This window comes from Streptomyces sp. NPDC050145, from assembly GCF_044460245.1.
Taxonomy (GTDB): Bacteria; Actinomycetota; Actinomycetes; order Streptomycetales; family Streptomycetaceae; genus Streptomyces.
The window spans coordinates 237,351-260,686 of the sequence record NZ_JBITJS010000012.1 but is presented as its reverse complement, the minus strand read 5'-3'; the positions used below and the strand labels follow the sequence as shown (position 1 = coordinate 260,686).

The following is a 23,336-nucleotide window of genomic DNA, read 5'->3' as shown; positions in this document are numbered from 1 at the left end:
CACGCGACAACACGTCGGAGCGCCCGCCGTCTCTTGCTTGCTGTAGACCATCTCTCTGCCTCTCGTCCAAGGCCCGGAACCGGGCCGGCTACGGGCCGCGCGGCACGTGGGCACCACCTGCCCCGCCGTCGCGTCCGTAAATCACGCCGTCATCATGACCCAGCGGTTCCACCCACCGCGACCACATTTCCTGCACCCCCGTAGTGCCTGGTCAAAGCCGGTGCGTCAGGACGCTCCGAACAGCTCCAGGAGCTCCGCCTTGCCGAACATCCGGGCCGTGTCGAGCGCCGAGGGAGTGCCCGCGGCGGGGTCGGCTCCGCCGTCCAGGAGAGCCCGGATCACGGCGTCGGCGCCCTTGAAGACGGCGCCCGCGAGCGGGGTCTGGCCCTTGTCGTTGGCGCGGTTCACATCGGCGCCGCGCGCGACGAGGGCCCGTACGGCGTCCTCGTGCCCGTGGTAGGCGGCGAGCATGACGAGCGTGTCGCCCCGGTCGTTCGTCAGGTTGGCCGGAACGCCCGCGTCCACGTACTTCGCGAGCGCGTCGGCGTCACCGCGGCGCGCGAGGTCGAAGATCTTGCCGGCCAGCTCCACGACCTCGGGGTCGGGGGCTTCGCTCATCTGCCGGACCGCCTTTCGTCATTCGTGCCTGGTACGGCCGTGCGGCCGTACGAGTGAATCGCCAGGGTACTGCCCCTCCGGGCACATGACCCGACCCCGTCGAGGCAAAGATCAACCAGTCCCCACACCCCGCCCCCGTCTCACCCCCGCGGGGCATCGAACGGGTGAAATGAATAAATTTCCACCCGTTTGCACCTTTTGTCGTATAGATACATACTGTGAGCCTGGAAGTACTCATGGTGACTGTCCCCACCAACCAGGAGATCCCTCATGATCCTGTCCATCTCGGGCGTCGTGCTGCTCGGCATCATCGTCTTCCTGTTCTTCCGCAAGGACGGACTGAAGGCCTCACACGCGTTCGTCTGCGCCCTCTTCGGCTTCTACCTGGCGGGCACGGCCATCGCCCCGAGCATCAAGGCGGGCGGGCAGAGCCTCGCCAGCCTGCTCGGCGGGATCAAGTTCTGACGGCCCACCCACCCGCACTCACCTTCAGGAGACCGACGTGGCCAGGCGTCCACTCCCCCGCATTCTGAGCACCGGCAGCGCATCCATCGCCCGGAGCCGGGAAATGGCCCGGACGGCCGCCGACGGCGCCACCGACGTCCTCCATCCCCTCATCACGGTCACCCGTGGACTGCGCCGGCTGGCTGCCGCCGGGCGGCGCAAGTGGGTCGAGACCCCCAAGGACAAGCGCGGACCGCTGCTGTTCCTGGTGGGGGCAGTGATCCTGGTCGTGGTGTTCATCCCGTACGGGCCGCTGCTCGCGCTCATCGCGCTCATGGCGGCCGCCGGCTGGAAGGGCCGCGATCCCAAGCCGCCGGTGCAGACCGGCCCCGACGCCTCACAGGTGCAGCGCCTGAGCGCGGTCTACGAGGCACTCGTCCCGTACTTCTCGGTCCCCGAGGACCCGAGCCCCCTGTACGCCCACGGCGGCGCCTGGGAGCAGGCCTTCGAGACGTACGACTTCGACGGGGACGGTCGCTTCGACCGGCTCTCGATCCGCTACCCCGCCTACTTCACCGACGGGGAGGCGGAGTCCCGTGCCCGGATCGAGCAGCTGCTCCACGCGAAGCTGGGCCGGGGCCGTGAGTACCACTTCCAGTGGGACGAGGAGGCCAACCACCTCACGGTGACCGTCCTCGCCCCGCTCACCACCACGATCGCCGCCCAGCGCTTCGTCACGTCCCCCGGCGAGACGGTGCTCGGCTTCACCGACGGGACCGCCGTGCAGCGCACGCTCCCCGTCCTGGACGGCGACGAGCAGCACGACGTGCCGCCCGTCGTCTGGCGCACCGGGCCGCGCTCCACCGAGCCGCACCTGCTGATCGCCGGCCGGCCCGGCAGCGGCACCACCTCCCTGATGCGCTCCGTGGCGCTCCAGGCACTGCGCCACGGCGACGTGCTGGTCGTCGAGGGCGGCGGCACCGGCGACTACGCGTGCCTGGTCGGGCGCTCCGGGGTGCTCGCGGTGGAGTGCGGGCTCGCGGGCGCGCTCGCCAGCCTCGAATGGGCCGCTCACGAGACGGAGCGCCGGCTCATCGCGGCGAACCGGGCGCGGCAGGCCGGGCACCCGGTGCCGGACGACGTGCGGCGCCCGCTGTGGATCCTCCTCGACCGCCCCGGCGCCCTCGGGCACCTCGCGGCCGCCGACGGGCGCACGGACCCGCAGACGCTGCTCCAGGTCCCGCTGCGGCACGGCCGGGCGGCCGGGGTCACGGTGGTCGTCGCGGAGCAGCTCGACAGCCTCGACGCCCTGAGCGAGCCCGTGCGGCAGCACACCCGCGCGCGCGTGCTGCTCGGCCCGGCCTGCGACGAGGAGATGCGCGACGTCCTCGGCACGCTGCCGCGGACCACTCCCGCGGACGACGTCCCGGCCGGCCGCGGGTACGCCCGCCTCGGCACGGGCCCGGTCCACCGCCTCCAGGTGCCGGCCACCTCGGACCCGTACGACGAGGCGACGAGCGAGACGCACCGGCAGGCGGTCCTCGCGCTGCTGCCCGAGCGGGTCACGCCCGGCGACAGCGCCGTCGAGGCGGTGCCGGAGCCGAGCACCGCGGACGAGGCCGAGGCGCTGGCCGAGCGCTAGAGAAAGCCGCTACGCGATCAGGGTGCGCGGCACGTCCCCGCCCGCACCCTGACCGTCGCGGACCAGCCGGGCGGCCGCCGCGAGCCGCAGCGCCGCCTCGTCGGCCACCGCACCGCCGACCGTGAACGGCAGCCGTACGTACCCCTCGAAGGCGCCGTCGACGCCGAACCGCGGCCCCGACGGCACCCGCACCCCGACCCGCTCTCCCAGCGCGGCCAGGCGCGAGCCCGACAGGCCGCCGGCCTTCACCCAGAGCGTGAGACCCCCGTCGGGCACGTCGAACTCCCAGTCGGGCAGCTCCCGGCGCACGGCTGTCACCAGCGCGTCCCGGTTCTCCCGGGCCTGGCCGCGGCGCAGCTCGACGGCCTCCTCCCAGCCCCCGGTGTGCATCAGCCAGTTCACGGCCAGCTGCTCCAGGACCGGGGTGCCCAGGTCCGCGTAGGCGCGCGCGGCGACCAGGCTGCGGATGACGTCCGGGGCGGCCCGCACCCAGCCGATGCGCATGCCCGCCCAGAACGCCTTGCTGGCGGAGCCGACCGTGATCACCGTGGAGCCCGCCGGATCGAAGGCGCACACCCGGCGCGGCATCTCCAGCTCCGGGTCGAAGTACAGCTCGGTCATGGTCTCGTCGACGACGAGCACCGTGCCGGCCGACCGGGCGGCGTCCACCAGGGAGCGGCGCTGCTCCTCGTCGGCGAGCGCTCCGGTGGGGTTGTGGAAGTCGGCCACCACGTAGGCGAGGCGCGGGGCGGCGTCGCGCAGGACCTGCCGCCACCGGTCGAGGTCCCAGCCGCCCAGCCCGTCCGCCATGGCGACGGGCACGAGCCGCAGGCCCGCCTCCTTCATGAGCTGCAGGATGTTCGCGTACGAGGGCGACTCGACGGCGACGCGTTCGCCGCGGCCCGCGAACAGGTGGCAGATCGCGTCCATGGCGCCCATCGCGCCGGTGGTGACCATGATCTGCTCGGGCATGGTCGGGACGCCGTGCGCCGTGTAGCGGTCGGCGATCATCGAGCGGAGCGCGGGCAGCCCGGCCGGGTAGTCGCCGTGCGTGTGCGCGTACGGGGGCAGCTCCTCCAGGGCGCCCTGGACGGCGCGGGTGAGCCACGGTTCGGGCGCCGGCAGGGCCGCGGTGCCCAGGTCGATCATCGAGCCGAGGGACTCGGGCGGCAGCGGCTCCAGGCCGCGCGCGGGCAGCGGGTTGCCCGCGGGCACGGCGGTCCAGCTGCCGGCTCCCCTGCGGGACTCCAGGAATCCTTCGCCGCGCAGCGCCTCGTAGGCGGCGGCCACGGTCGTGCGGCTCACGGAGAGCGCGACGGCGAGCTCGCGCTCGGCGGGCAGCCGGGTGGCCACGGTGACCCGGCCCTCCAGCAGGAGCAGGCGGATGCCGTCGGCGAGGGCGCGGTAGGCGGGCGGGCGCTTGGCGCCGGTGCCGGCCGGCCGCGGCTGTTGCGAGGTGAGCAGGCGGGCGAGCTGGGCCGACCCGATCGCCGAAGTCCACTGGGCCATGACGTCCAGTCCACCTTCCCGGAATTGGCCATGGTTGGCATCCACTTCCGAGCCACAGAGTGTCATGAGTCAGTCCACCACCACTACAGGGGGCACTTCTTGTCCGGCTCTCCCGGCTCTCCCGGCTCTCCCGCTTCTTCGGGCTCCTCCGGTTCTTCGGGTTCTTCGGGTTCTTCCGCGGCGTCCGGCGGCTCGCTGGTCCGCCGGCTCGTCCAGCTCTACGTGGGCCTGGTCCTGTACGGCGTCAGCTCGGCGCTGCTCGTGGAGGCCGGGCTCGGTCTGGAGCCGTGGGGCGTGCTGCACCAGGGGCTGACCGCACTGACCGGTATCTCCATCGGCGTCGTCTCCATCATCGTGGGAGCGATCGTGCTGCTGCTCTGGGTGCCGCTGCGCCAGCGGCCGGGCCTCGGCACGGTCTCGAACGTCTTCGTGGTGGGCCTGGCGATCGACGGCACGCTCACCCTGGTGCCCGACGTGCACGCCCTCGCGCTGCGGATCCCGCTCCTCGTGGCCGCGATCGTGCTGAACGGCGTGGCGACGGGCCTCTACATCGCGGCCCGGTTCGGCCCCGGCCCGCGCGACGGCCTGATGACGGGCCTGCACCACCGCACCGGCCGCTCCATCCGCCTGATGCGCACGGTGATCGAGCTCGCCGTCGTCGCCACCGGCTTCGCCCTGGGCGGCACGATCGGCGTCGGCACGGTCGCCTATGCCCTGGCGATCGGCCCGCTGGCCCAGTTCTTCCTGCGCGTCTTCGCCGGCCCCACGTCCCCGGGCGGTTCCGGAGTGGTCGCCGGCTCGTCATCCGTTCGGGCGATACTGCGCAAGTGACCGCGCCCGTACGCCATCCCTATCTCGACCATCCCGGCCCGCTCGCCCTCGCCCATCGCGGCGGGGCGGCGGACGGCCTGGAGAACACGGTCGCCGCATTCCGCCGCGCCGTCGGCCTCGGCTACCGCTACATCGAGACGGACGTGCACGCCACCGCCGACGGGCGGCTCGTCGCGTTCCACGACGCGACGCTGGACCGGGTGACCGACGGGCAGGGCCGGATCGCCGAGCTGCCGTGGGACGACGTGCGGCACGCGCGCGTGGCGGGCCGCGAGCCGGTGCCGCTCTTCGAGGAACTCCTGGAGACCTTCCCCGGCGTCCGCTGGAACGTGGACGTGAAGGCGGAGCCCGCGCTGGCCCCGCTCCTCGACCTGATCGCGCGCACGCACGCGTGGGACCGCGTCTGCGTCGGCTCCTTCTCCGAGTCCCGCGTCGCCCGCGCCCGCACCCTGGCGGGCCCCCGCCTGGCCACCTCGTACGGCACCGCGGGCATCGCGGGCCTGCGGCTGCGCTCCTACGGGATACCGGCCCCGCTGGACCGCTCGGCGGTGTGCGCGCAGGTGCCGGCCGCGCAGTACGGGGTGCGTCTGGTGGACCGGCGCTTCGTGCGCGCCGCCCACGCGCGCGGGCTTCAGGTGCACGTGTGGACGGTGAACGAGGAGAGCGAGATGCGACGCCTTCTCGCCCTCGGGGTCGATGGCATAGTTTCCGATCACATCGAGACGCTGCGCGACGTCCTCAAGGACCTGGGCACCTGGGCCTGACGCCGGCGGCGCTCCGGGAACACGGGGACTGCGAGGGGGGCACGGGTGGGGACCGAGACCGTGCGGGACATGGGGCCGGGCGTCGAGACGCTCGCCGCACGCCGGCGCGAACAGCGCGGCTGGTACTTCTACGACTGGGCCTGCTCGGTGTACTCCACCAGCGTCCTGACGGTGTTCCTGGGGCCGTACCTCACCGCGGTCGCCAAGTCCGCGGCGGACGCGGACGGCTATGTGCATCCGCTCGGGATCCCCGTCAGCGCGGGCTCGTTCTTCGCCTACTCCGTCTCGCTCTCGGTGCTCCTCTCGGTCTTCGTCATGCCGCTGGCGGGCGCGGCCGCCGACCGTTCGGGCCGCAAGAAGCCGCTGCTCGCGGTCTCCGCGTACACGGGAGCGGCGGCGACGACCGGGATGTTCTTCCTGGACGGCCACCGCTATCTGCTGGGCGGCGCCCTCCTGGTGGTGGCGAACGCCTCGCTCGCCGTCTCGATGGTGCTCTACAACGCCTACCTGCCGCAGATCGCGCCCCCGGAGGAGCGCGACGCGGTCTCCACGCGCGGGTGGGCCTTCGGCTACGCCTCGGGCGCGCTCGTGCTCGTGCTCGACCTGGTGCTGTACCTGAACCACGACGCCTTCGGTGTCTCGGAGTCGGCGGCGGTACGGATCTGTCTGGCCACGGCGGGACTGTGGTGGGGCGCGTTCACCCTGGTCCCGCTGCGCCGTCTGCGTGACCGGAGCGCCGCGGACGCGGCCGCGCGCACGACACCGGGGCTGCGCCAGTTGAAGGCCACCCTGAAGGACATGCGCCGCCATCCTCTGACGCTGTCCTTCCTGCTCGCCTATCTGGTCTACAACGACGGCGTGCAGACGGTGATCTCGCAGGCCTCCGTCTACGGCTCCGAGGAGCTGGAGCTGGAGCAGTCCACGCTCATCGTGGCGGTGCTGCTCGTGCAGGTCCTGGCGGTGGTGGGCGCCCTCGCCATGGGCCGGCTGGCCCGCAGGTACGGCGGCAAGCGCACGATCCTGGGGTCGCTCGTGGCGTGGACGGTGACGATCGGGGCGGGTTACTTCCTCCCGGCGGGCGCGCCCGTGTGGTTCTTCGCACTCGCGGTCGGGATCGGCCTGGTCCTGGGCGGCACGCAGGCCCTGTCGCGCTCCCTGTTCTCGCATCTGGTGCCGGCGGGCAAGGAGGCCGAGTACTTCTCCGCGTACGAGATGAGCGACCGGGGGATGTCCTGGTTGGGGCCCCTGGTGTTCGGGCTCGCCTACCAGCTGACGGGCAGCTACCGGGACGCGATCGTGTCGCTGGTGGCGTTCTTCGCGCTCGGTTTCGTGCTGCTCGCGCGGGTGCCGGTGCGGCAGGCGGTGCGCGACGCGGGCAATCCCGTACCCAGCAGGATTTAGCGCCGGGCGGCAAAGGCCGGTAGTGTACGCGGTTGGCCTGCCAGGCGTACCGTTACTGCACGTCAAGTCTGACAAACGCTAGGTGACATCTGGTGTCAGATGTGACAAACCGGGCGCAGGTGGGTACAACAAGGGGCGGCTACGACGGCGACGCATGACCCGGAACGGGAATCTTTACCGCCGACCGGACGTTGACCGGATGACGACGACAGCGACACCTGTCCTGTGGGCGACAAGCCCGGGAGGCACGATTCATGAGTGAGCGAGCTCTTCGCGGCACACGCCTCGTAGTGACCAGCTACGAGACGGACCGCGGCATCGACCTGGCCCCTCGCCAGGCCGTGGAGTACGCATGCGAGAAGGGGCATCGCTTTGAGATGCCCTTCTCGGTGGAGGCCGAAATTCCGGCGGAGTGGGAGTGCAAGGTCTGCGGGGCCCAGGCACTTCTGGTCGACGGTGACGGCCCTGAGGAGAAGAAGGCGAAGCCCGCCCGCACGCATTGGGACATGCTGATGGAGCGGCGCACCCGCGAGGAGCTCGAAGAGGTCCTCGAGGAGCGCCTGGCGGTGCTGCGCTCGGGCGCGATGAACATCGCGGTTCACCCGAGGGACAGCCGCAAGTCCGCGTGACCCTGCGGGATCCCGCAAGCAGTTCGTTCAACGGCCTGGGGCCGGACACACACCGTGTGTCCGGCCCCAGGCCGTTTCCGCCCCGTATTTCCGCCCTGTCCGGAGGGCGCGTCGTTTCCGCCCTGTCCGCAGGGCGCGTCGGTCGTCAGGACGGCATGATCGGCGGGCGCGGCCCCGAGTCGTCCCGGTGGGATCCCTGGCGCTCGTCCTCGCGGACCACCTCGCCCTGGATCACGGTCGTGCCCGGCTGACGCATCCGCGCCTGCTGGAAGGCGCTGCCCAGTGTGCCCTCGGTCGCCGTGCTCATCCGGCGCTCGACCGCCCGCTCCGTGTACCGGCTCAGGGCGCCGCGCACCGGGGGCACGAGGAGCAGCAGGCCGAGGGCGTCGGTGAGCAGGCCGGGGATCATCAGGAGGAGTCCGGCGAGCATCAGCAGCCCGTTGCCCTGTGAGCGCGGCTCGGCGGGCTCCGCCGCCGGGTTCGTCTGCGCGCGCTGGATCGTCTCGCTCAGGTTCTGGAACGCGCGGCGGCCCGCCGACTTGATCACGACGGCGCCGAGGACGAGACCGGCCACGAGGACCAGGAAGACGGTGAAACCGCCGGCCGCCCCGGCCACCAGCATGAGCAGCCAGACCTCGAGGACCGCCCAGGCGGCGACGCCGAGCGGGAGGAACCTGCGGACCCGGGAGCGCCGGGGCGGAGTGCCAGTGGTCATGTCCCCAGTGTGCCTGGGGCGGCGTCCAAGTGGCGTAAGCGGGGGATCAAGATCGACGAGCGCGAAAAAACACCCAGAAGGCGCTCAGCGGCTCTCCGGGCGCCGGCCGACGACCTTGCCCACACGCTCCCCCAGTCCCCACGCGGTGACCCGCCACAGGGCCTCCACGACGATGTCCTTGCTCATCTTGGAGTCGCCCAGTTCGCGCTCCACGAACGTGATGGGCACCTCGACCACGTGGTAGCCGGCCTTGACCGACCGTCGGGCCAGGTCGACCTGGAAGCAGTAGCCCTGCGAGGCCACGTCGTCGAGGCCGAGGCCTTCGAGGGTCTCGCGGCGGAAGGCGCGGAAGCCTCCGGTGACGTCCCGGATCGGCACGTCGAGCACCAGCCGGGAGTACGTGGAACCGCCACGCGAGAGGAACTCGCGGGACTTCGGCCAGTTCACGACCCGCCCGCCGGGCACCCAGCGCGAGCCGAGCACGAGGTCGGCGCCCTTGAGCGCGGTGAGCAGCCGGGGCAGTTCCTCGGGCTGGTGGGAGCCGTCGGCGTCCATTTCGACCAGGACGCCGTAGTCGTGCTCCATGCCCCAGGCGAAGCCCGCGAGATAGGCGGCGCCGAGGCCCTCCTTGCCGGCGCGGTGCAGGACGTGGACCTGGTCGTCGGCGGCCGCGAGTTCGTCGGCGAGCTTGCCGGTCCCGTCGGGGCTGTTGTCGTCGGCGACGAGCACGTGGGCCGCGGGCACGGCGGCCCTGACGCGGCCCACGACGGTCTTGATGTTCTCCGCCTCGTTGTAGGTCGGAATGATCACCAAGGCCGTGCCCAGAGGGCCGACCGTGCGCCCACCGCCGTCGTTCACAGATTCCCCTTCACTTCGTTCACAAGGGGACCACCATAGCGAGCGCGTCTCACTGCGGATCGGGGCCGGGCGTCCTTCGGGCCGACCTGGGACCCGCTGGCTGCGGATCGACCGAGAGCCGTTGTCTACTGAACGCCCGGGCCCCACCCGGGTCGCACCTGGCCGACCGGCCGGAACGTTCCGGCGCCCCGTGGCGCGGGCGCCGGTCCCGGACCTCGCCGGTGGTGCGCCGGTGGGCGCATCACCCCGTGGTCCAGCTGCGTTCGACGACTGCGCGGAATTCCCCGGTCGTACCTGGAGGTGGTGGACCCGGCAGAACCTACCGGCCGACCTCCGCGTCCTGTCAACAGCCGATTGACCTGCGACTCTTCGTGAACTCGCCTGGTCAGGGCCGAGGATGCGCAGGTCGTGCGGGACGGTGCCGATCCGGAGCGGGTCGCACACCGCCCGCGCACATCACTCTTCCGGCCGTACGAAGACGGTCTGGCCGGAGACCACCGTCCGCAGGCAGACCGGCAGTTGGGCGCCGGGCGTGAGGTCGGGCAGGCCGGGCGTGCCGGAGCGCGGGTCGGTGGACCAGCGGGCCACCCGGTCGTCGGGCGCCTGCACGATCAGCTCGTCGGTGCGCCAGACGGCGTAGTCGGCGGGGGCGCCGGGCACGAGCATGCCCGCGTCGTCGCGGCCGACGGCGCGCCAGCCGCCACGGGTGTGCGCGGTGAAGGCGGCGCGCACGGAGACCCGGTGCTCGGGCGTCCGGTGGAAGGCGGCGGCGCGGATGGTGCCCCACGGATCGAGCGGAGTGACGGGGCTGTCGGACCCGAAGGCGAGCGGCACGCCGGCCCGCAGCAGGGCCGCGTACGGGTTGAGGGCGCGGGCGCGCTCGGCGCCGAGCCGGTCGGCGTACATGCCGTCCGCGCCGCCCCACAGGGCGTCGAAGGCGGGCTGCACGGAGGCGGTGAGGCCGAACTCGGCGAAGGCGGCGACGCTTTCGGGGCTGAGCATCTCGGCGTGCTCGACGCGGTGCCGGGCGGCCCGTACGCGGGCGGGGCCCACCTTGTCGACGGCGGCGCGCACCCCGTCGACGACGGCGGTGACCGCGGCGTCGCCGATGGCGTGGAAGCCGGCCTGGAGTCCGGCCTCGGTGCAGGCGACGACGTGGGCGGCCACGTCCTCGGCGCTCAGGTAGGCGGTGCCGGTGTGCGCGGCGTCGGCATACGGCTCGTGCAGGCACGCGGTGTGCGAGCCGAGGGCGCCGTCCACGAAGAGGTCTCCGGCGGCGCCGAGCGCGCCGAGGCCGCGGGCGCGCTCGATGTCGCGGTCGGCCCAGTAGCCGACGACGCGCGGGCCCGGCTCGGAGCGGGCGAGGTCGAGGAGTCCGGTGAAGTCGTCCTCGGAGGAGATGTCGGGGCCGCCGCACTCGTGGACGGAGCCGATGCCGAGGGAGGCGGCCCGGCGCAGGGCGGCGCGCTGGGCCTCGGTGCGCTGCCGGGAGCCGACCGCGCCGAGAGCGGCGGCCCGGACGGCGTGGTGGGCGTCGCGGGTGAGCGGCCCGTCGGGGCTGAAGCCGGGGCGGTCCGCGACGCCGGGCACCAGGTCGAGCAGGGCGGTGGTGACGACGGCGGAGTGCACGTCGATGCGGGACAGGTACAGGGGGCGGCCGCCGGTGGCCTCGTCGAGCTCGCCGCGCGACGGCGGACGGTCCTCGGGCCAGCGCGCGGCGTCCCAGCCGTGACCGAGCAGCACCCGGTCCTCGGGGTGGTCGTCGGCGTGCCGCCGTACGAGGGCGAGGGCCTCGGCGCGGGAACGGGCGCCGGTCAGGTCGAGACCGGTCAGGGCCAGTCCGGTCGAGGTCATGTGCACATGGGCGTCGGTGAACGCCGGGGTGACGAGCGCCCCGTCGAGGTCGACCACCTCGTCGACCCCGTCCGCGAACGCGTCCGCCGCGCCTTCCGAGCCGACCCAGGCGACGTGCCCGGCCTCCACGACCATGGCGGTGGCGAAGGGGTCGGCGGGACTGTGGACCTCGCCGCGGCGCAGGAGGACGGTACGGGTGCTGGGGGGCGTGCTCATGGGGACAGTCTCCCGCGCGGGGTGTCCCGGTCCGGTGCCGGGGTCCCAAATGTCGCGCTGCGGGGGAGCCGCCGCGGGCGTCTCGGGGTCAGATGCGGGGCGGGCGGGCCTCGTAGGGGGTGGAGAGGACGACCGTGGTGCGGGTGGAGACGCCGGCGAGGGAGCGGACCCGGGTGAGCAGGTTCTCCAGCTCGAGGGGGGTCTCGACGCGGACCTTGAGGATGTAGTTCTCGTCTCCGGCGACGCTGTGGCAGGCCTCGATCTCGGGGACGCCGGCGAGGCGCTCCGCGATGTCGTCCGGGGCGCTCGGGTCGAACGGCTTCACCGAGATGAACGCGGTGAGCGGCAGCCCGACCGCCTCGGGGTCCACGACCGCCCCGTAGCCCCGGATCACGCCCCGCTGTTCGAGCCGGCGCACGCGCTGGTGCACCGCCGAGGTGGACAGGCCCGTGGCCTTGCCCAGGTCGGTGTAGCTCATCCGCCCGTCCTTGACGAGCAGCTGCACAATCTGTCGGTCGAGCTCCTCCATGGCGACGAACCTACCGGTCACTTGATCCCGCCGGATACCGGAGCGACGCGGCGGGACGCCCGGAAAGGGGTGAAGCGGGCCTCTCGCCTACCTCGCATCCGGCACACCCACACGGCATGTGACCAAGGCCACACGTCTGGAGCCGTGTCCGCGGGCGTGGCGCGATTACCACGGGTACCGGGCGGGAAGTGCTTGCTGTGGCCGAGGCCCGCGACTCAAGGACATCCGCGGCCGGCCCACCCGAGGGGGAGATTCCCATGCAGAGTGTGAAGCGTCCTGGACGCACTGCCGCACGCGGCCGCAAGCAGGCGGTCGTCGAGCCCCAGCCGGAGGGCGTCGAACCCGACGCCTTCGACGGGGACGACCTCGACGCGTACGACACCTTCGAGATGTACCGGGTCGTGTGCCCGGACTGCTCGCAGCCCATCGCCCTTCTGGCCGACGAGGACGTGCTGCCCGAGCACGCGCACGTGACCTCGGCGTGGAACCCGTTCGGGCTCACCGTGTGCGCGGGCACCGGTCGCTCGGCGGCGGACACGGCTCCGGCGGACGAGCTGACCGGCGCTCAGGAGCAGGACACCGCACTGCTGTTGACGCTCCCTCAGGGGCTCGACTGGCGCACGCAGCCGTTCTCGCACGTGGGCGGTCCCGGCTCGCGCCCGATCCAGGTACCCCGGCAGCGGGACCGCCGCGCGGCCTGACGCGCGCTCAGTCCCGCCCGTTCCAGTAACTGCCCTGCACCATGGCCCGCAGACTGTCGTGGTGCAGGATCAGTGTGTCCGGATCCGCGGGCACGGCGGCCTCGCCGAAGTGCACCTGCCGGTAGGCGACGCGGAGCATGACGACGGCGTGCCGCAGGGCCGCGTAGAGCGTGTAGAAGTCCATGTCGCGCGGCGTGTGCCCGGTCAGGCGCGCATAGCGGGCCTCGACGCGGTCGCGCCGCAGGAAGCCGGGCAGTCCGGGCTGGCCGAAGCTCTCGGTGAGGTCCTGGAAGAAGCGGTGCAGATAGACGGTCCAGCCGAGGTCGACCTCGCGCGGGGCGAGCGCCGCCATCTCCCAGTCGAGGACCGCGGCCGGGGTGAAGCCGTCGTAGATGACGTTGCCGATGCGGGCGTCGCCCCAGTTGAGCACCGCCTCGCCCTCCTCGTCCGGCCACAGTTCCGCGAGCCGGTCGAAGGCGCTCTCGATCAGCGGTGAGCGGGGCCGGCCGTCCACCACCCAGGCGTAGTAGGCCCGTTGGGCGTCGACGTGGCGGCGCAGCGGGCTGCCCTCTCCCGGCAGTTCGAGGAAGTCGGCCTCCTTGGCGGGGACGCCGTCGTGCAGCCGGGCGAGCAGCCGAACGCTGGCGTCCTCCAGTTCCTCGCGCTCGGCGTCGGTGGCGGCGTGCAGCCAGTTCCCCTCGTACGTGTAGGGCATGACGTCGGGCGGTACGCGGCCGGCGACGCGTTCCATGACGAAGAAGGGCGCGCCGAGCGGCTCGGGGTCCTCCTCCAGCCAGAGCACGCCGGGCACGGGCAGCCCTGTGCGGGCGGCGAGGCGCATGGTGCGGTACTGCCGCGGCATGTCGTACTCGGGGAAGATCGTGTACGCCGAGGGGTCCGCGGCGAGTCGGAGGGCGCAGGCCCGCACGGGCTCGCGCGGCTGCTCGATGTCGAAGAGGAGGGTCTCGCTCGACATGCCGTTGGACTCGGGGACGGCGACGTTCACCGGGCGGGCGCCGGGGAGCCGCCGGTCCAGCCAGGCGCCGAGCCTGCGGGCGAGCTCCTCGGGGTCGCGGGTGGAGGTGCGGGGGCGCGGTGCCGTGGCCATGGCCGGACTCCCTCTGTGTGTACCGGTGTTCAGATGTCGGTGCGGCCCGGTCCGGGGCTCAGGGACGGGCGGGGGCCGTCGAGTCGAAACCGGTGAAGCCGCTGGGGTCGTGCCGTCCGAAGCTGCCGTGCTCGAAGATGCCGTGGCCGACCTGGCCGTCGAGGGTGAAGCGGGCCGCGTGGTCGATGACGCCGTAGGCCGCGAGCGGGTGCGCGGCGGGGTCGGCGAGGTCGTAGGCGCGGCGGTCGGTCCAGTCGCGGCCCTGCCAGGTGCCGTGCTGCCAGTCGTCGGCCGGCGGGTAGCCCGCGCCGACGGCGAGCGGCGAGGAGGCGAGGATCTCGACGCCGAGCTCCAGGGGTTTGCGGCCATCGGGGTCGGTGAGGTGGACGACCGCGCGCTCGGGGTGGCGGGTGCCGGGGCGGTAGGTGATGTCGGCCTGGGGCCAGCCGAGTTGGCGGTCGCGATGGCCGGGACGCACGAGGGTGGCGTCGTTGAGGGTGCGGAAGCCGTCGGCGTCCTCCTGGAGGACGACCATGAGGAAGCGGTCGGCGAAGCGGACGGGGGCCCAGATCCAGTGGAAGCCCTCGGCGGGGTTCTCCTGCGCGAGCCGGCCGCCTTCCTCGCCGGGGATCGGCCGCACGCCCCAGCTGCGGTCGCGCGTTCCGGTCCAGCTCCGTACGTCGATGTCGCGGCCCCCGATGCGCAGCCGGCCGTCGCAGTGGCCGGCCTGTACGAAGCGCCGCCCCTCCAGGGTGAGGCGGCCGCCGCGGCGCTGGAGGTGGTGCGGTTCCCACAGGGCGGGGAAGTCGGCGCTCCAGTTGATCTCGTACGAGAGCCCGTCGGGGTCGTCCGGGTCGGCGGCGCAGGTCAGGACGAAGTCGTGGAGGGGCCGTTCGACGTGGATCCACAGCGGGCCGACGCCGAGCTCCATCCGGGTCCCGTCGCCGAGCGCGTCCGAGGCGCGGACGGCGTGCAGGGTGTCGCCGACCCGCAGGGTGGCGTAGGCGTCGATGACACCCAGGTTGGGGTAGACGCCGAGCCCGAGGATGAGCAGGAACTCGCCCGTGGGGTCCACGAGGTGGAAGATGCAGCGGTCGTAGGCGTTGCGGTCGCTCGTGGCGACGTGCTTCATCGACAGCGGCACCTGATGGATCGGGTACTCGTCGAGAGCCACGGGACGGTCGTCTTCGGCCACGGCAATTCTCCTCCGGCGCACGGCAGTTGACGTCGCCCGGAGGGGTACGGCCTGCCCGGCGGCGGAGTTGACGGTACGTCAGATTGGAGGTGGGCACCAGATGCGGACCGGCCGCACACCGGCGCGGCCCCGCGCCCCTGAAGGCGCGCACCGCGCGCATGCCCCCACCCTCGGGCCGGGCACGCGCACGGTTATGTCACGAACTCACGCTCGATTGATGTCGGAGGTGACTCCGGGGCCGCCCGGCCGTTGACCTGGCATGACCCCGACGCAGACCGTCGCCCCCGCGCCCACCGGACGCCGTAGGCGCACCCTCGTCCCGGCCCCCGCAGAATCGGTTCAGCAGCAGACCCCCCGGAAGGCGCGGACCGGGCCGCCCGAGCCGCAGGAGCCGCCGATCTACCGGCAGCTGCTCGCCGACTGGGCCGAGCGTGGGCGGACGCTGCCGGGGCGGCCGGACCCGGAGTGGGCGCGGCTGACCGCGCCCACCGTGCGCACCGGGGCGTTCAGCGAGGAGTTCAGCGGGTCTCCGGACCCGCGAGATGACGAGCGATGACCATCCGCTGGATCTGGTTGGTGCCCTCGACGATCTGCAGCACCTTCGCCTCGCGCATGTAGCGCTCGACCGGGAAGTCGGCCGTGAAGCCGTACCCGCCGAAGACCTGAACGGCGTCCGTGGTGACCTTCATCGCCGCGTCCGTGCACAGCAGCTTGGCCATGGCGGCCTGCTTGGAGAACGGCAGTCCGGCGTCGCGCAGCCGGGCAGCCGAGAGGTACAGCGCGCGGCCCGCCTCGATCTGCGTCGCCATGTCGGCGAGCATGAAGCGCAGGCCCTGGAAGTCGGCGATGGGCCGGCCGAACTGCGAGCGTCCCTTCGCGTACTCGACCGCGGCGTCCAGCGCGGCCTGAGCGACACCGATCGCGCAGGCGGCGATGCCGAGCCGGCCGGAGTCGAGCGCGGCCAGGGCGATCTGGAAGCCCTGCCCCTCGTCCCCGATGCGGCGGGCGTCGGGGATCCGCACCCCGTCGAAGTGGATCTGGGCCGTGGGCGAGCCCTTCATGCCCATCTTCTTCTCCGGCGCCGCGGCGCTCAGCCCCTCGGCGTCACCGGGCACCAGGTACGCGGTGATCCCCCGGGCGCCCTCGCCGCCGCTGCGGGCCAGGACCGTGTAGAAGTCGGCGACGCCGCCGTGGGTGATCCAGGCCTTGGTGCCGTCGAGCACCCAGTCGTCGCCCTCGCGGACCGCCTTGGTGCGCAGCGACGCCGCGTCGGAGCCGGAGGCCGGCTCGGACAGGCAGTACGCGCCGAGCAGGCCGCCGCCGAGCATGTCGGGCAGGTGCTCCGAGCGCTGCTCCTTGGTGCCGAAGTTCGCCAGGGCGTGGCAGGCCAGCGAGTGCACGCTGACACCGAGACCCACGGTGAGGCGGGCGGCCGCGAGCTCCTCGAGGACCTGGAGGTAGACCTCGTACGGCTGGTCGCCGCCCCCGAACTCGGACGCGTAGGGCAGGCCGAGCAGTCCGGACGAGGACAGGAGGGCGAAGGTGTCACGCGGGAACTGCCCCGCTTCCTCCTCCTCGGCGGCGCGCGGGGCGATCTCCCGCTGGGCGATGTCACGGACCAGCTGCAACAGGTCGCGGGCTTCGTCCGTCGGCAGCTGCCGCTCGACTCCTGACTCCGGCATAACGACGCTCTCCTCTGGGCGGGCGCTGCAGTGACGGCCGCTGGGTTGAGCGACGCCACCGGGGTGGTCACTACCGGAACCGATGCTGCCGTTCTGGGTCTCAGAAGCGGCTGACCAGCGGTTGCGGCGTGTTGAGTATTCCCGATCCGGAAGCCCGCGTCACTAGTTAACGACCGCTTACTGGAAGTTTTTCGCGCCCGCCTGAGCCGCGCAAGGCCACAGCGCGGCGAGCGAACGGAAACGGAGCGGATTGGTTCGGACCATTGACGCACTGGTCTAGTCCTTCTAGTGTCCTGCCCGCAGGTCCAGCACCACTTCCCCCACGCTCCCCTCCCCCACGAGGAGACACGATGCTCCGACCGCACCTCCCCCGCGCCTCGTTCAAGGCGCTCCTCTCCGCCGCGTGCTGCGCCGTCCTCGGCGCCGGACTGCTCGCCTCCGCGGGCACCGCCACCGCACGCGAGACCGCCGACTCCCCACGGGCGGCGGCCGGCTCGAAGGTCGTCGGCTACTTCACGGAGTGGGGTGTCTACGACCGGAACTACCACGTCAAGAACATCGAGACCTCCGGCTCGGCCGACAAGCTCACCCACATCAACTACGCCTTCGGCAACGTCCAGGGCGGCAAGTGCACGATGGGCGACGCCTACGCCGCGACCGACAAGGCGTACACCGCGGACCAGTCCGTGGACGGCACCGCCGACACCTGGGACCAGGAGCTGCGCGGCAACTTCAACCAGCTGCGCAAGCTCAAGAAGCTCCACCCGGACCTCAAGATCCTCTGGTCCTTCGGCGGCTGGACCTGGTCCGGCGGCTTCACCGAGGCGGCCAAGAACCCGGCCGCGTTCGCCCAGTCCTGCTACGACCTCGTCGAGAACTCCAAGTGGGCCGATGTCTTCGACGGCATCGACATCGACTGGGAGTACCCGAACGCCTGCGGCCTGACCTGCGACACCAGCGGGCGGGCGGCGTACAAGGACCTGATGGCGGGGCTGCGCGCCAAGTTCGGCGCGGACTACCTGATCACGTCCGCCATCCCGGCCGACGCCTCCGAGGGCGGCAAGCTCGACGCCGCCGACTACGCGGGCGCCGCCCAGTACGTCGACTGGTACAACCCGATGACGTACGACTTCTTCGGCGCCTGGGACGCGCAGGGCCCGACCGCCCCGCACTCCCCGCTCACCGCGTACGAGGGCATCCCCAAGGCGGCGTACAGCTCGGACGCCACCGTCACCAAGCTCAAGGCGATGGGGGTCCCGGCCTCCAAGCTGCTGCTCGGCATCGGGTTCTACGGGCGCGGCTGGACCGGCGTGACGCAGGAGAAGCCCGGCGGCACGGCGACCGGGCCCGCGCCGGGCAAGTACGAGCAGGGCATCGACGACTACAAGGAGCTCAAGACCAAGTGCCCGGCCACGGGCACCGTCGGCGGCACCGCGTACGCGTACTGCGGGAACAACTGGTGGTCCTACGACACCCCGGCGACCATCGCCGGGAAGATGGACTACAAGAACCAGCAGGGCCTCGGCGGTACCTTCTTCTGGGAGCTGTCCGGTGACACGGCGAACGGCGAGCTGATCAAGGCGATCAGCTGACAGGACGCACGAAGGGCGGGATCCGGGTGCGCCGGGTCCCGCCCCGCGTCAGGTCCGGCTCACTCTCAACGCTCACATCCAGCCGAGCTGGGTCACGAGCATCGCGAGCACGACCACGAAGGTCCAGCCGAGGACGTGCTCGAGGATCTTCGGGCCGTCCTCCCGCGGGCCACCCGTGCGGGTGCCTGCGGCGGCGGGGGCGGTGGCGGAGCTCGCGGTCATGGCAGTCTCGCTGTTCGTTTACGTGACGGTGCTTCCCCCGGAGCCGATCTCCCCAGCGGCTCCCCACCACCATGCCACCGCCTCGGCCGAGTGCGGCCGAGACGTTGGTCACGCGGCGGCGGGGCCGCCCGTCAGCGCACGCCCACCGCGGCCAGAGCACGCCTCTGAGCGGACGTCACGCGCGCCGGGAAGTACAGGTAGCAGACGCCGCCCGTGCCGGAGACGACCTTGCCGGTGGAGTTGTAGCGCTTGGTGCGCAGCCAGATGTTCTCCCACTCGCGCCGCTTGTAGACGTGGCGGACCGCCGGGTCGTTCGGCGAGGCCGGGTCGTTGGCGATCACGTCGCCGTCGGCGGTGAAGCCGATGACCGTCATCAGATGGCCCGACGTGCCGTAGCCGGCACCGGTGAGCTCCTCCTTGAGGAACGACTGTGACGTTATGGCCGGGATGCCCGCGGCGATCAGCGTCTCCAGCTCCGTGAGGGAGGAGAGCCGGGTGACGACACCCTGCATGTCCTTGTACGTGGCGGCGTAGGCGGCGTTGAACGGCCAGTTGCCGCAGCCCTCGTACTGGTAGTCGTACGTGAAACGCGCGGCGTGGCAGACCTGCGGGTCCGCGTAGTCCGGATTCACCCAGGACAGGTCGCCGGCGCTCGGCTCGCGGCCCCAGTACTCGATGATCATCTGCGAGGAGGTGGGGCTGCACCAGGCCTCTCCGCCGTTGTCGTACTCGGGGTACTGGCCCGCGTGGATGTTCTGCGAGTAGCGGGGGACCTTCAGCTCGGCGGCGAGGCCCGGGGCGGAGGCCGGGACGGTGAAGCGGTCCGGCACGTCGGAGCCCATCGCGCCGAGCCGCCACACGGTCGGCGCGGCGTCGGTGCCCGGCGTGCGCAGCAGGGTCAGCCGCAGCCGGTAGGAGACGAGGCGCAGCCCGGAGGCCGCGTCGTCGATCGAGAAGGTGTCCGTCCAGATGCTGGACTTCCCGTCGCTCTGGTCGTCGACGGAGGTGCGGCGGATGTCGGCGTCCTTGTCGTCCCCGGCGGTCCAGCGGCCCATCACGTACCAGGGGGTCTTCGCGCCGTCGCTGTACGTGCCCTGCAGCTCGACCTCGACCCAGGTGCCGGCCGGGGTGCGCGCGTTCCAGGAGGCGATGACCTCGGTGGCGGGGACGGAGAGGGTGTGGACCGGCGAGGTCCAGGTCGCGTACTCCCAGTCGGCCGTCCGGTTCAGATGCGGGTCGGTGTACGAGCGGGTGCCCGCGGGCTTGCCGAGGGTCAGGCCCGGGCGGGCGCCGGCGACGGTGCGGGTGCCGCGGCCGGAGCCGGAGAGCCAGTCGGCGAGGGTCGTCCACGCGTGGTTGTCCACGGCGCGGGGCGCCGCCTTCGCGCCGGCGGCGAGGGGCGCGGCGGTCGCGGTACCGGCCGCCGTGGCGGCGAGGGCGACGCCCGCGGCCGCCGCGAGCAGACCTCTGCGGGACAGCCGGGACGGGCGGGACTCGGGGTGCTCGACGGTGTCGGGATCGGGTCGGGTCATCAGGTGGTTCCCCCAGTCGACGGGTCGGACGGACGGTACGGACGGGGCAGAAGGCGCTGAAGGCGCAGACGCGGAGTGTGCTTCCTGGTGGAACAGTGCGCCAACTATGGCCGCCGGAGCGGGATTTCCACCAGCGTTTCGCCTCCGGTCACCCCATCAATATTGGTCTCCACCACTGGCATGACCTGCGGCGCCACCGGGCGGGGACCGGCGTACGCGGGCACGTACCCTGACCGCTGTGGACCACCTGCACGCACCCCTCGCCCCCTACGCCGACCGCCTGCGCCGACTGCCGCCCTCCTGCGGCCCCGTGCGCCTGATCGGCATCGACGGGCACGCGGGTTCCGGCAAGTCGACGTTCGCGACCCGGCTCGCGGCGGCGCTCGGCGGGGCGCCCGTGCTGCGCCTCGACGACATCGCGAGCCACGACGCGCTGTTCGCGTGGACCGAGCGGCTGCGCACCCAGGTGCTCGCGCCGCTCTCCCGGGGCGAGACGGCGCACTACGAGACATACGACTGGAACGCGCGCCGCTTCGGCGCCGTGCGCGCGCTTCCGGCCGCCGACGTCGTGCTGATCGAGGGCGTCGGCGCGGGACGGCGCGCGATCCGGCCGTTCCTCGCGCGGCTCCTGTGGCTGGATCTGCCGTCCGAGGCGTCCTGGGCGCGTGGGCGGGCCCGGGACGGTGAGCCCCAACGCGCCTTCTGGGACGGGTGGATCCCCGCGGAGCGCGCACACTTCGCCCTCGACCCGTCCTGGCCGTTCGCGGACGAATTGGTGCGCGAGTGCAAGGAGAAGCCGGAGGGGTACGCGATGCGCGAAGGGCCCTCCGTGACCCCGCCGGAGCACCGATCCGTCACTCACCGTGAGGAACCGCCAGCGGTGCGCTGACCCCCTGGAAAGCGCCTTCCATGAGTTTCCCGGAGTGCCTCAACTCCGCTTGACCGAGGGGCCGTACAGGACTTACGTTCTGAATGTGCGGCCTTCGGAGGCCGCCCCGCAGACGCGAAGCCCCCGGTTGTTCCCCCGTGATCGGGGGCTTCGTTCTGCCCTCAAAGCCGCAAACCGGTCTCGGCGCGGCGCCGCCCGTTCACCCAGGGTCACCATCGGGGACCGCCCCCACCTGCACCGGATCCTCGGCGATCGCCCCGATCCGACCCCTTCGCGCCCTACGGTCCACCCTGCCCGCGCGGGTACGATGCCTCTCGGTGCGGCCTGGGACGGCTCGCTGTCCGCATCGTGGCAACTCCCGTCCAAGACAGAGCGGTTCATCGGGGGCACGGCATGTGGGGGACGTGATGGACTTCGGCACCGGCACGCCGACGGGCCCGGCCGATCTCGCCTGGCTGCGAGGCGTCGACGCCTACACGATGGGCGCCTATCCGCAGGCGGAGGAAGAGTTCCAGGCCGCCGTCCGGATCGATCCGGGCATGGCCGACGGCTGGCTCGGGCTGCACGCGCTGCGGGTCGACACGACGACGGCGCTGCTGCGGATGTTCCGGCACCGGGACCGCTTCGGCGAGCAGCGCACCCGGCACCGCAGGACGCTCAACTCCTGGTACTGGCTGGGCTGGTGGGTGCAGCCGGTGCTCGAGCAGCCGCGTGATCTCTTACTCGCGCACGCCTCGCACTGGCTCGACGGCCGGCACGTGCCCGAGCTCGACCGGGCCCTGGCCACCCTGCCGCCGGTCGACGCGGACCGGCACGTCCGCTTCCTGCACGCCTGCCGGGCCTACCTGGTCAAGGACTGGGATCAGCTGGTCCGGCACACCGAGGCGCTCATCGACGACCCGCTCCTCGGCATCGAGGCCGGCCTGTTCGGCGGGATGGCCCGGGTGCGCCTGGAGATGTACGGGCAGGCGGAACCGCTGCTCTCCGCCGCGCTGATGCGCTGCCGCAGCGAGCAGCCCCAGCGCAAGGAACTGCGGTACTGGCTGGCGCGGGCGCACGAGGGCACGGGCCGTTCGGCGGCCGCGCTGCCGCTGTACCGGGCCGTCCACCGGGTCGACCCCGCGTTCATGGACACCTCCGCGCGGCTCGCCGCGATCTCCGAGGGCGACGGCCTGGCCGACCTCGCGGACGGCTCCGATCTCGCGCCGCTGCTCACCGGGTACCAGGACGGCCTCGACGGGTCGGAGTCGGTGGACCCCCTCTACGAGAGCGACGGCCGCGACCTGCTGGTCTCCGGCCCCGATCTGCCGCCGCCGGGCGCGAGCTCCGGTCCCCCGCCCGAGGAGACGGACATCGTGCGGGAGAAGGCCCTCGTACCGGTGCCGCCGCCGCTGCCCGCCGGGCCCGCGGACCCGGCCCTGCTGGAGGAGGCGCTCGCCGAACTGGAGCGGATGGTCGGCCTGGAGCCGGTCAAGCGCCAGGTCAAGGCGCTCTCCGCACAGTTGAACATGGCGCGGCTCCGGGCGGGTCAGGGCCTGCCCGTCCAGCCGCCGAAGCGGCACTTCGTCTTCTCCGGGCCCTCGGGCACCGGCAAGACGACCGTGGCCCGCATCCTCGGCCGGGTCTTCTACGCGCTCGGGCTGCTCGGCGGCGATCATCTCGTCGAGGCCCAGCGGGCCGACCTGGTGGGCGAGTACCTGGGCCAGACCGCCGTGAAGGCCAACGAGCTGATCGACTCGGCGCTCGGCGGTGTCCTCTTCGTCGACGAAGCGTACGCGCTGTCCAACTCGGGTTACGGGAAGGGCGACGCGTACGGGGACGAGGCGCTGCAGGTGCTCCTGAAGCGGGCCGAGGACAACCGGGACCATCTGGTGGTGATCCTCGCGGGGTATCCCGAGGGGATGGACCGGTTGCTCGCGGCCAATCCCGGGCTGTCGTCCCGGTTCACGACCCGGGTCGACTTCCCCTCGTACCGGCCGCTCGAGCTCACGTCCATCGGGGAGGTGCTCGCGGGGGAGAACGGGGACGTGTGGGACGAGGAGGCGCTGGAGGAGCTGCGGTCCATCGCCGGGCACGTGGTCGATCAGGGGTGGATCGACGAGCTCGGGAACGGGCGGTTCCTGCGGACGCTCTACGAGAAGTCCTGCGCGTACCGGGACCTTCGGTTGACCGGGTATCTCGTGGAGCCGAGTCGGGATGATCTGGCCACGCTTCGGTTGGCCGACCTCATGCAGGCGTACGGGGAGGTTCTGTCGGGGCGGGGGCCTCGGGGTGGGGCCGGGTTCTAGCGGGGGCGCGCCGCGGGTTCACCGGTTCGTCGCCGAGTGCGGGGCTCGTTGTGGCTGGTCGCGCAGTTCCCCGCGCCCCTGAAATGCAGACGCTTCGCGTCGCATTTCAGGGGCGCG

General features: G+C 72.4%; 22 protein-coding genes. 11 read left to right on the top strand and 11 right to left on the bottom strand.

What is annotated here, in order from left to right; translation table 11 throughout:
* Positions 1 to 225: 225 nt before the first annotated feature.
* Positions 226 to 618 carry an ankyrin repeat domain-containing protein gene (locus ACIBTU_RS25045; RefSeq protein ID WP_188340085.1) on the bottom strand — a complete coding sequence of 131 codons (393 nt, stop codon included), beginning with the start codon at positions 616 to 618 and terminating at the stop codon, positions 226 to 228.
* Positions 619 to 888: 270 nt separating this feature from the next.
* Between ACIBTU_RS25045 and ACIBTU_RS25040 the strand changes: the two genes are divergently transcribed.
* Both ACIBTU_RS25040 and ACIBTU_RS25035 read left to right on the top strand, forming a co-directional pair.
* Complete coding sequence (locus ACIBTU_RS25040; RefSeq protein ID WP_188340084.1) at positions 889 to 1,083, top strand: hypothetical protein; 195 nt, start codon at positions 889 to 891, stop codon at positions 1,081 to 1,083.
* Positions 1,084 to 1,120: 37 nt separating this feature from the next.
* The gene (locus ACIBTU_RS25035; RefSeq protein WP_399128633.1) at positions 1,121 to 2,704 is read left to right on the top strand and encodes a hypothetical protein; all 1,584 of its coding nucleotides are present in this window, start codon (positions 1,121 to 1,123) and stop codon (positions 2,702 to 2,704) included.
* 9 nt (positions 2,705 to 2,713) lie between these two features.
* On the opposite strand, the gene ACIBTU_RS25030 is transcribed toward ACIBTU_RS25035, so the two are convergent.
* Positions 2,714 to 4,213, bottom strand: coding sequence for a PLP-dependent aminotransferase family protein (locus ACIBTU_RS25030; protein WP_399128632.1), 1,500 nt, complete (start codon positions 4,211 to 4,213; stop codon positions 2,714 to 2,716).
* A gap of 99 nt (positions 4,214 to 4,312) precedes the next feature.
* Here ACIBTU_RS25030 and ACIBTU_RS25025 point away from each other — a divergent pair, with 99 nt between their 5' ends.
* From ACIBTU_RS25025 to ACIBTU_RS25010, 4 genes are all read left to right on the top strand, one after another.
* Positions 4,313 to 5,044, top strand: coding sequence for a YitT family protein (locus ACIBTU_RS25025; RefSeq protein ID WP_399128631.1), 732 nt, complete (start codon positions 4,313 to 4,315; stop codon positions 5,042 to 5,044).
* A complete protein-coding gene (locus tag ACIBTU_RS25020) occupies positions 5,041 to 5,808 on the top strand; it encodes a glycerophosphodiester phosphodiesterase (protein ID WP_399128630.1) in 768 nt (255 codons plus the stop codon). The genes ACIBTU_RS25025 and ACIBTU_RS25020 overlap by 4 nt, the downstream gene beginning before the upstream one ends.
* Before the next feature lie 45 nt (positions 5,809 to 5,853).
* Positions 5,854 to 7,209, top strand: coding sequence for an MFS transporter (locus ACIBTU_RS25015; RefSeq protein WP_399128629.1), 1,356 nt, complete (start codon positions 5,854 to 5,856; stop codon positions 7,207 to 7,209).
* A gap of 254 nt (positions 7,210 to 7,463) precedes the next feature.
* Complete coding sequence (locus ACIBTU_RS25010; protein ID WP_081223278.1) at positions 7,464 to 7,838, top strand: RNA polymerase-binding protein RbpA; 375 nt, start codon at positions 7,464 to 7,466, stop codon at positions 7,836 to 7,838.
* 145 nt (positions 7,839 to 7,983) lie between these two features.
* Here ACIBTU_RS25010 and fxsA read toward each other — a convergent pair whose 3' ends face one another.
* The 4 genes from fxsA to ACIBTU_RS24990 all read right to left on the bottom strand — a co-directional run bounded on the left by fxsA (position 7,984) and on the right by ACIBTU_RS24990 (position 12,010).
* Complete coding sequence (gene fxsA / locus ACIBTU_RS25005; RefSeq protein ID WP_399128627.1) at positions 7,984 to 8,553, bottom strand: FxsA family membrane protein; 570 nt, start codon at positions 8,551 to 8,553, stop codon at positions 7,984 to 7,986.
* An 84-nt stretch (positions 8,554 to 8,637) separates the two neighbouring features.
* Complete coding sequence (locus ACIBTU_RS25000; protein WP_399128626.1) at positions 8,638 to 9,411, bottom strand: polyprenol monophosphomannose synthase; 774 nt, start codon at positions 9,409 to 9,411, stop codon at positions 8,638 to 8,640.
* A 456-nt stretch (positions 9,412 to 9,867) separates the two neighbouring features.
* Positions 9,868 to 11,481 carry an amidohydrolase gene (locus tag ACIBTU_RS24995; RefSeq protein ID WP_399128624.1) on the bottom strand — a complete coding sequence of 538 codons (1,614 nt, stop codon included), beginning with the start codon at positions 11,479 to 11,481 and terminating at the stop codon, positions 9,868 to 9,870.
* Between the two features lie 88 nt (positions 11,482 to 11,569).
* Positions 11,570 to 12,010, bottom strand: a complete 441-nt coding sequence (locus tag ACIBTU_RS24990; RefSeq protein ID WP_399128623.1) for an Lrp/AsnC family transcriptional regulator — start codon at positions 12,008 to 12,010, stop codon at positions 11,570 to 11,572.
* 257 nt (positions 12,011 to 12,267) lie between these two features.
* Between ACIBTU_RS24990 and ACIBTU_RS24985 the strand changes: the two genes are divergently transcribed.
* Entirely contained in the window at positions 12,268 to 12,711 is a 444-nt protein-coding gene (locus tag ACIBTU_RS24985) for a hypothetical protein (protein WP_399128622.1), read from the top strand.
* Between the two features lie 7 nt (positions 12,712 to 12,718).
* Here the strand turns inward: ACIBTU_RS24985 and ACIBTU_RS24980 are convergent, their stop codons facing one another.
* Complete coding sequence (locus tag ACIBTU_RS24980) at positions 12,719 to 13,819, bottom strand: phosphotransferase family protein (RefSeq protein WP_399128621.1); 1,101 nt, start codon at positions 13,817 to 13,819, stop codon at positions 12,719 to 12,721.
* Between the two features lie 58 nt (positions 13,820 to 13,877).
* Positions 13,878 to 14,951 (bottom strand): hypothetical protein, encoded by a 1,074-nt coding sequence (locus ACIBTU_RS24975; RefSeq protein WP_399128673.1) that lies wholly within the window; start codon positions 14,949 to 14,951, stop codon positions 13,878 to 13,880.
* Positions 14,952 to 15,273: 322 nt separating this feature from the next.
* Here ACIBTU_RS24975 and ACIBTU_RS24970 point away from each other — a divergent pair, with 322 nt between their 5' ends.
* Complete coding sequence (locus ACIBTU_RS24970) at positions 15,274 to 15,570, top strand: hypothetical protein (protein ID WP_399128620.1); 297 nt, start codon at positions 15,274 to 15,276, stop codon at positions 15,568 to 15,570.
* Here the strand turns inward: ACIBTU_RS24970 and ACIBTU_RS24965 are convergent.
* Complete coding sequence (locus ACIBTU_RS24965; protein WP_399128619.1) at positions 15,533 to 16,696, bottom strand: acyl-CoA dehydrogenase family protein; 1,164 nt, start codon at positions 16,694 to 16,696, stop codon at positions 15,533 to 15,535. The two genes, ACIBTU_RS24970 and ACIBTU_RS24965, sit on opposite strands and share 38 nt — an antisense overlap.
* Before the next feature lie 350 nt (positions 16,697 to 17,046).
* Between ACIBTU_RS24965 and ACIBTU_RS24960 the strand changes: the two genes are divergently transcribed.
* A complete protein-coding gene (locus tag ACIBTU_RS24960; protein WP_399128618.1) occupies positions 17,047 to 18,288 on the top strand; it encodes a glycoside hydrolase family 18 protein in 1,242 nt (413 codons plus the stop codon).
* 72 nt (positions 18,289 to 18,360) lie between these two features.
* Here the strand turns inward: ACIBTU_RS24960 and ACIBTU_RS24955 are convergent, their stop codons facing one another.
* Both ACIBTU_RS24955 and ACIBTU_RS24950 read right to left on the bottom strand, forming a co-directional pair.
* Complete coding sequence (locus tag ACIBTU_RS24955; RefSeq protein WP_399128617.1) at positions 18,361 to 18,510, bottom strand: SCO1431 family membrane protein; 150 nt, start codon at positions 18,508 to 18,510, stop codon at positions 18,361 to 18,363.
* A gap of 131 nt (positions 18,511 to 18,641) precedes the next feature.
* Entirely contained in the window at positions 18,642 to 20,042 is a 1,401-nt protein-coding gene (locus tag ACIBTU_RS24950) for a peptidase C39 family protein (protein WP_399128616.1), read from the bottom strand.
* Between the two features lie 247 nt (positions 20,043 to 20,289).
* Here ACIBTU_RS24950 and ACIBTU_RS24945 point away from each other — a divergent pair, with 247 nt between their 5' ends.
* Positions 20,290 to 20,931 carry a uridine kinase gene (locus ACIBTU_RS24945; protein ID WP_399128672.1) on the top strand — a complete coding sequence of 214 codons (642 nt, stop codon included), beginning with the start codon at positions 20,290 to 20,292 and terminating at the stop codon, positions 20,929 to 20,931.
* Between the two features lie 407 nt (positions 20,932 to 21,338).
* Positions 21,339 to 23,219 carry an AAA family ATPase gene (locus ACIBTU_RS24940; protein ID WP_399128615.1) on the top strand — a complete coding sequence of 627 codons (1,881 nt, stop codon included), beginning with the start codon at positions 21,339 to 21,341 and terminating at the stop codon, positions 23,217 to 23,219.
* Positions 23,220 to 23,336 lie beyond the last annotated feature (117 nt).

Bases quoted from the DNA above. Each gene is read 5' to 3' on its own strand.
- ACIBTU_RS25030 (WP_399128632.1), bottom strand. From the start codon at position 4,213: ATGGCCCAGTGGACTTCGGCGATCGGGTCGGCCCAGCTCGCCCGCCTG.
- ACIBTU_RS24995 (WP_399128624.1), bottom strand. From the start codon at position 11,481: ATGAGCACGCCCCCCAGCACCCGTACCGTCCTCCTGCGCCGCGGCGAG.
- ACIBTU_RS24985 (WP_399128622.1), top strand. From the start codon at position 12,268: ATGCAGAGTGTGAAGCGTCCTGGACGCACTGCCGCACGCGGCCGCAAG.
- ACIBTU_RS24975 (WP_399128673.1), bottom strand. From the start codon at position 14,951: ATGAAGCACGTCGCCACGAGCGACCGCAACGCCTACGACCGCTGCATC.
- ACIBTU_RS24960 (WP_399128618.1), top strand. From the start codon at position 17,047: ATGCTCCGACCGCACCTCCCCCGCGCCTCGTTCAAGGCGCTCCTCTCC.
- ACIBTU_RS24970 (WP_399128620.1), top strand. From the start codon at position 15,274: ATGACCCCGACGCAGACCGTCGCCCCCGCGCCCACCGGACGCCGTAGG.
- ACIBTU_RS24980 (WP_399128621.1), bottom strand. From the start codon at position 13,819: ATGGCCACGGCACCGCGCCCCCGCACCTCCACCCGCGACCCCGAGGAG.
- ACIBTU_RS24940 (WP_399128615.1), top strand. From the start codon at position 21,339: ATGGACTTCGGCACCGGCACGCCGACGGGCCCGGCCGATCTCGCCTGG.
- ACIBTU_RS25010 (WP_081223278.1), top strand. From the start codon at position 7,464: ATGAGTGAGCGAGCTCTTCGCGGCACACGCCTCGTAGTGACCAGCTAC.
- ACIBTU_RS24955 (WP_399128617.1), bottom strand. From the start codon at position 18,510: ATGACCGCGAGCTCCGCCACCGCCCCCGCCGCCGCAGGCACCCGCACG.
- ACIBTU_RS24965 (WP_399128619.1), bottom strand. From the start codon at position 16,696: ATGCCGGAGTCAGGAGTCGAGCGGCAGCTGCCGACGGACGAAGCCCGC.
- ACIBTU_RS24950 (WP_399128616.1), bottom strand. From the start codon at position 20,042: ATGACCCGACCCGATCCCGACACCGTCGAGCACCCCGAGTCCCGCCCG.
- ACIBTU_RS25040 (WP_188340084.1), top strand. From the start codon at position 889: ATGATCCTGTCCATCTCGGGCGTCGTGCTGCTCGGCATCATCGTCTTC.
- fxsA (WP_399128627.1), bottom strand. From the start codon at position 8,553: ATGACCACTGGCACTCCGCCCCGGCGCTCCCGGGTCCGCAGGTTCCTC.
- ACIBTU_RS25045 (WP_188340085.1), bottom strand. From the start codon at position 618: ATGAGCGAAGCCCCCGACCCCGAGGTCGTGGAGCTGGCCGGCAAGATC.
- ACIBTU_RS24990 (WP_399128623.1), bottom strand. From the start codon at position 12,010: ATGGAGGAGCTCGACCGACAGATTGTGCAGCTGCTCGTCAAGGACGGG.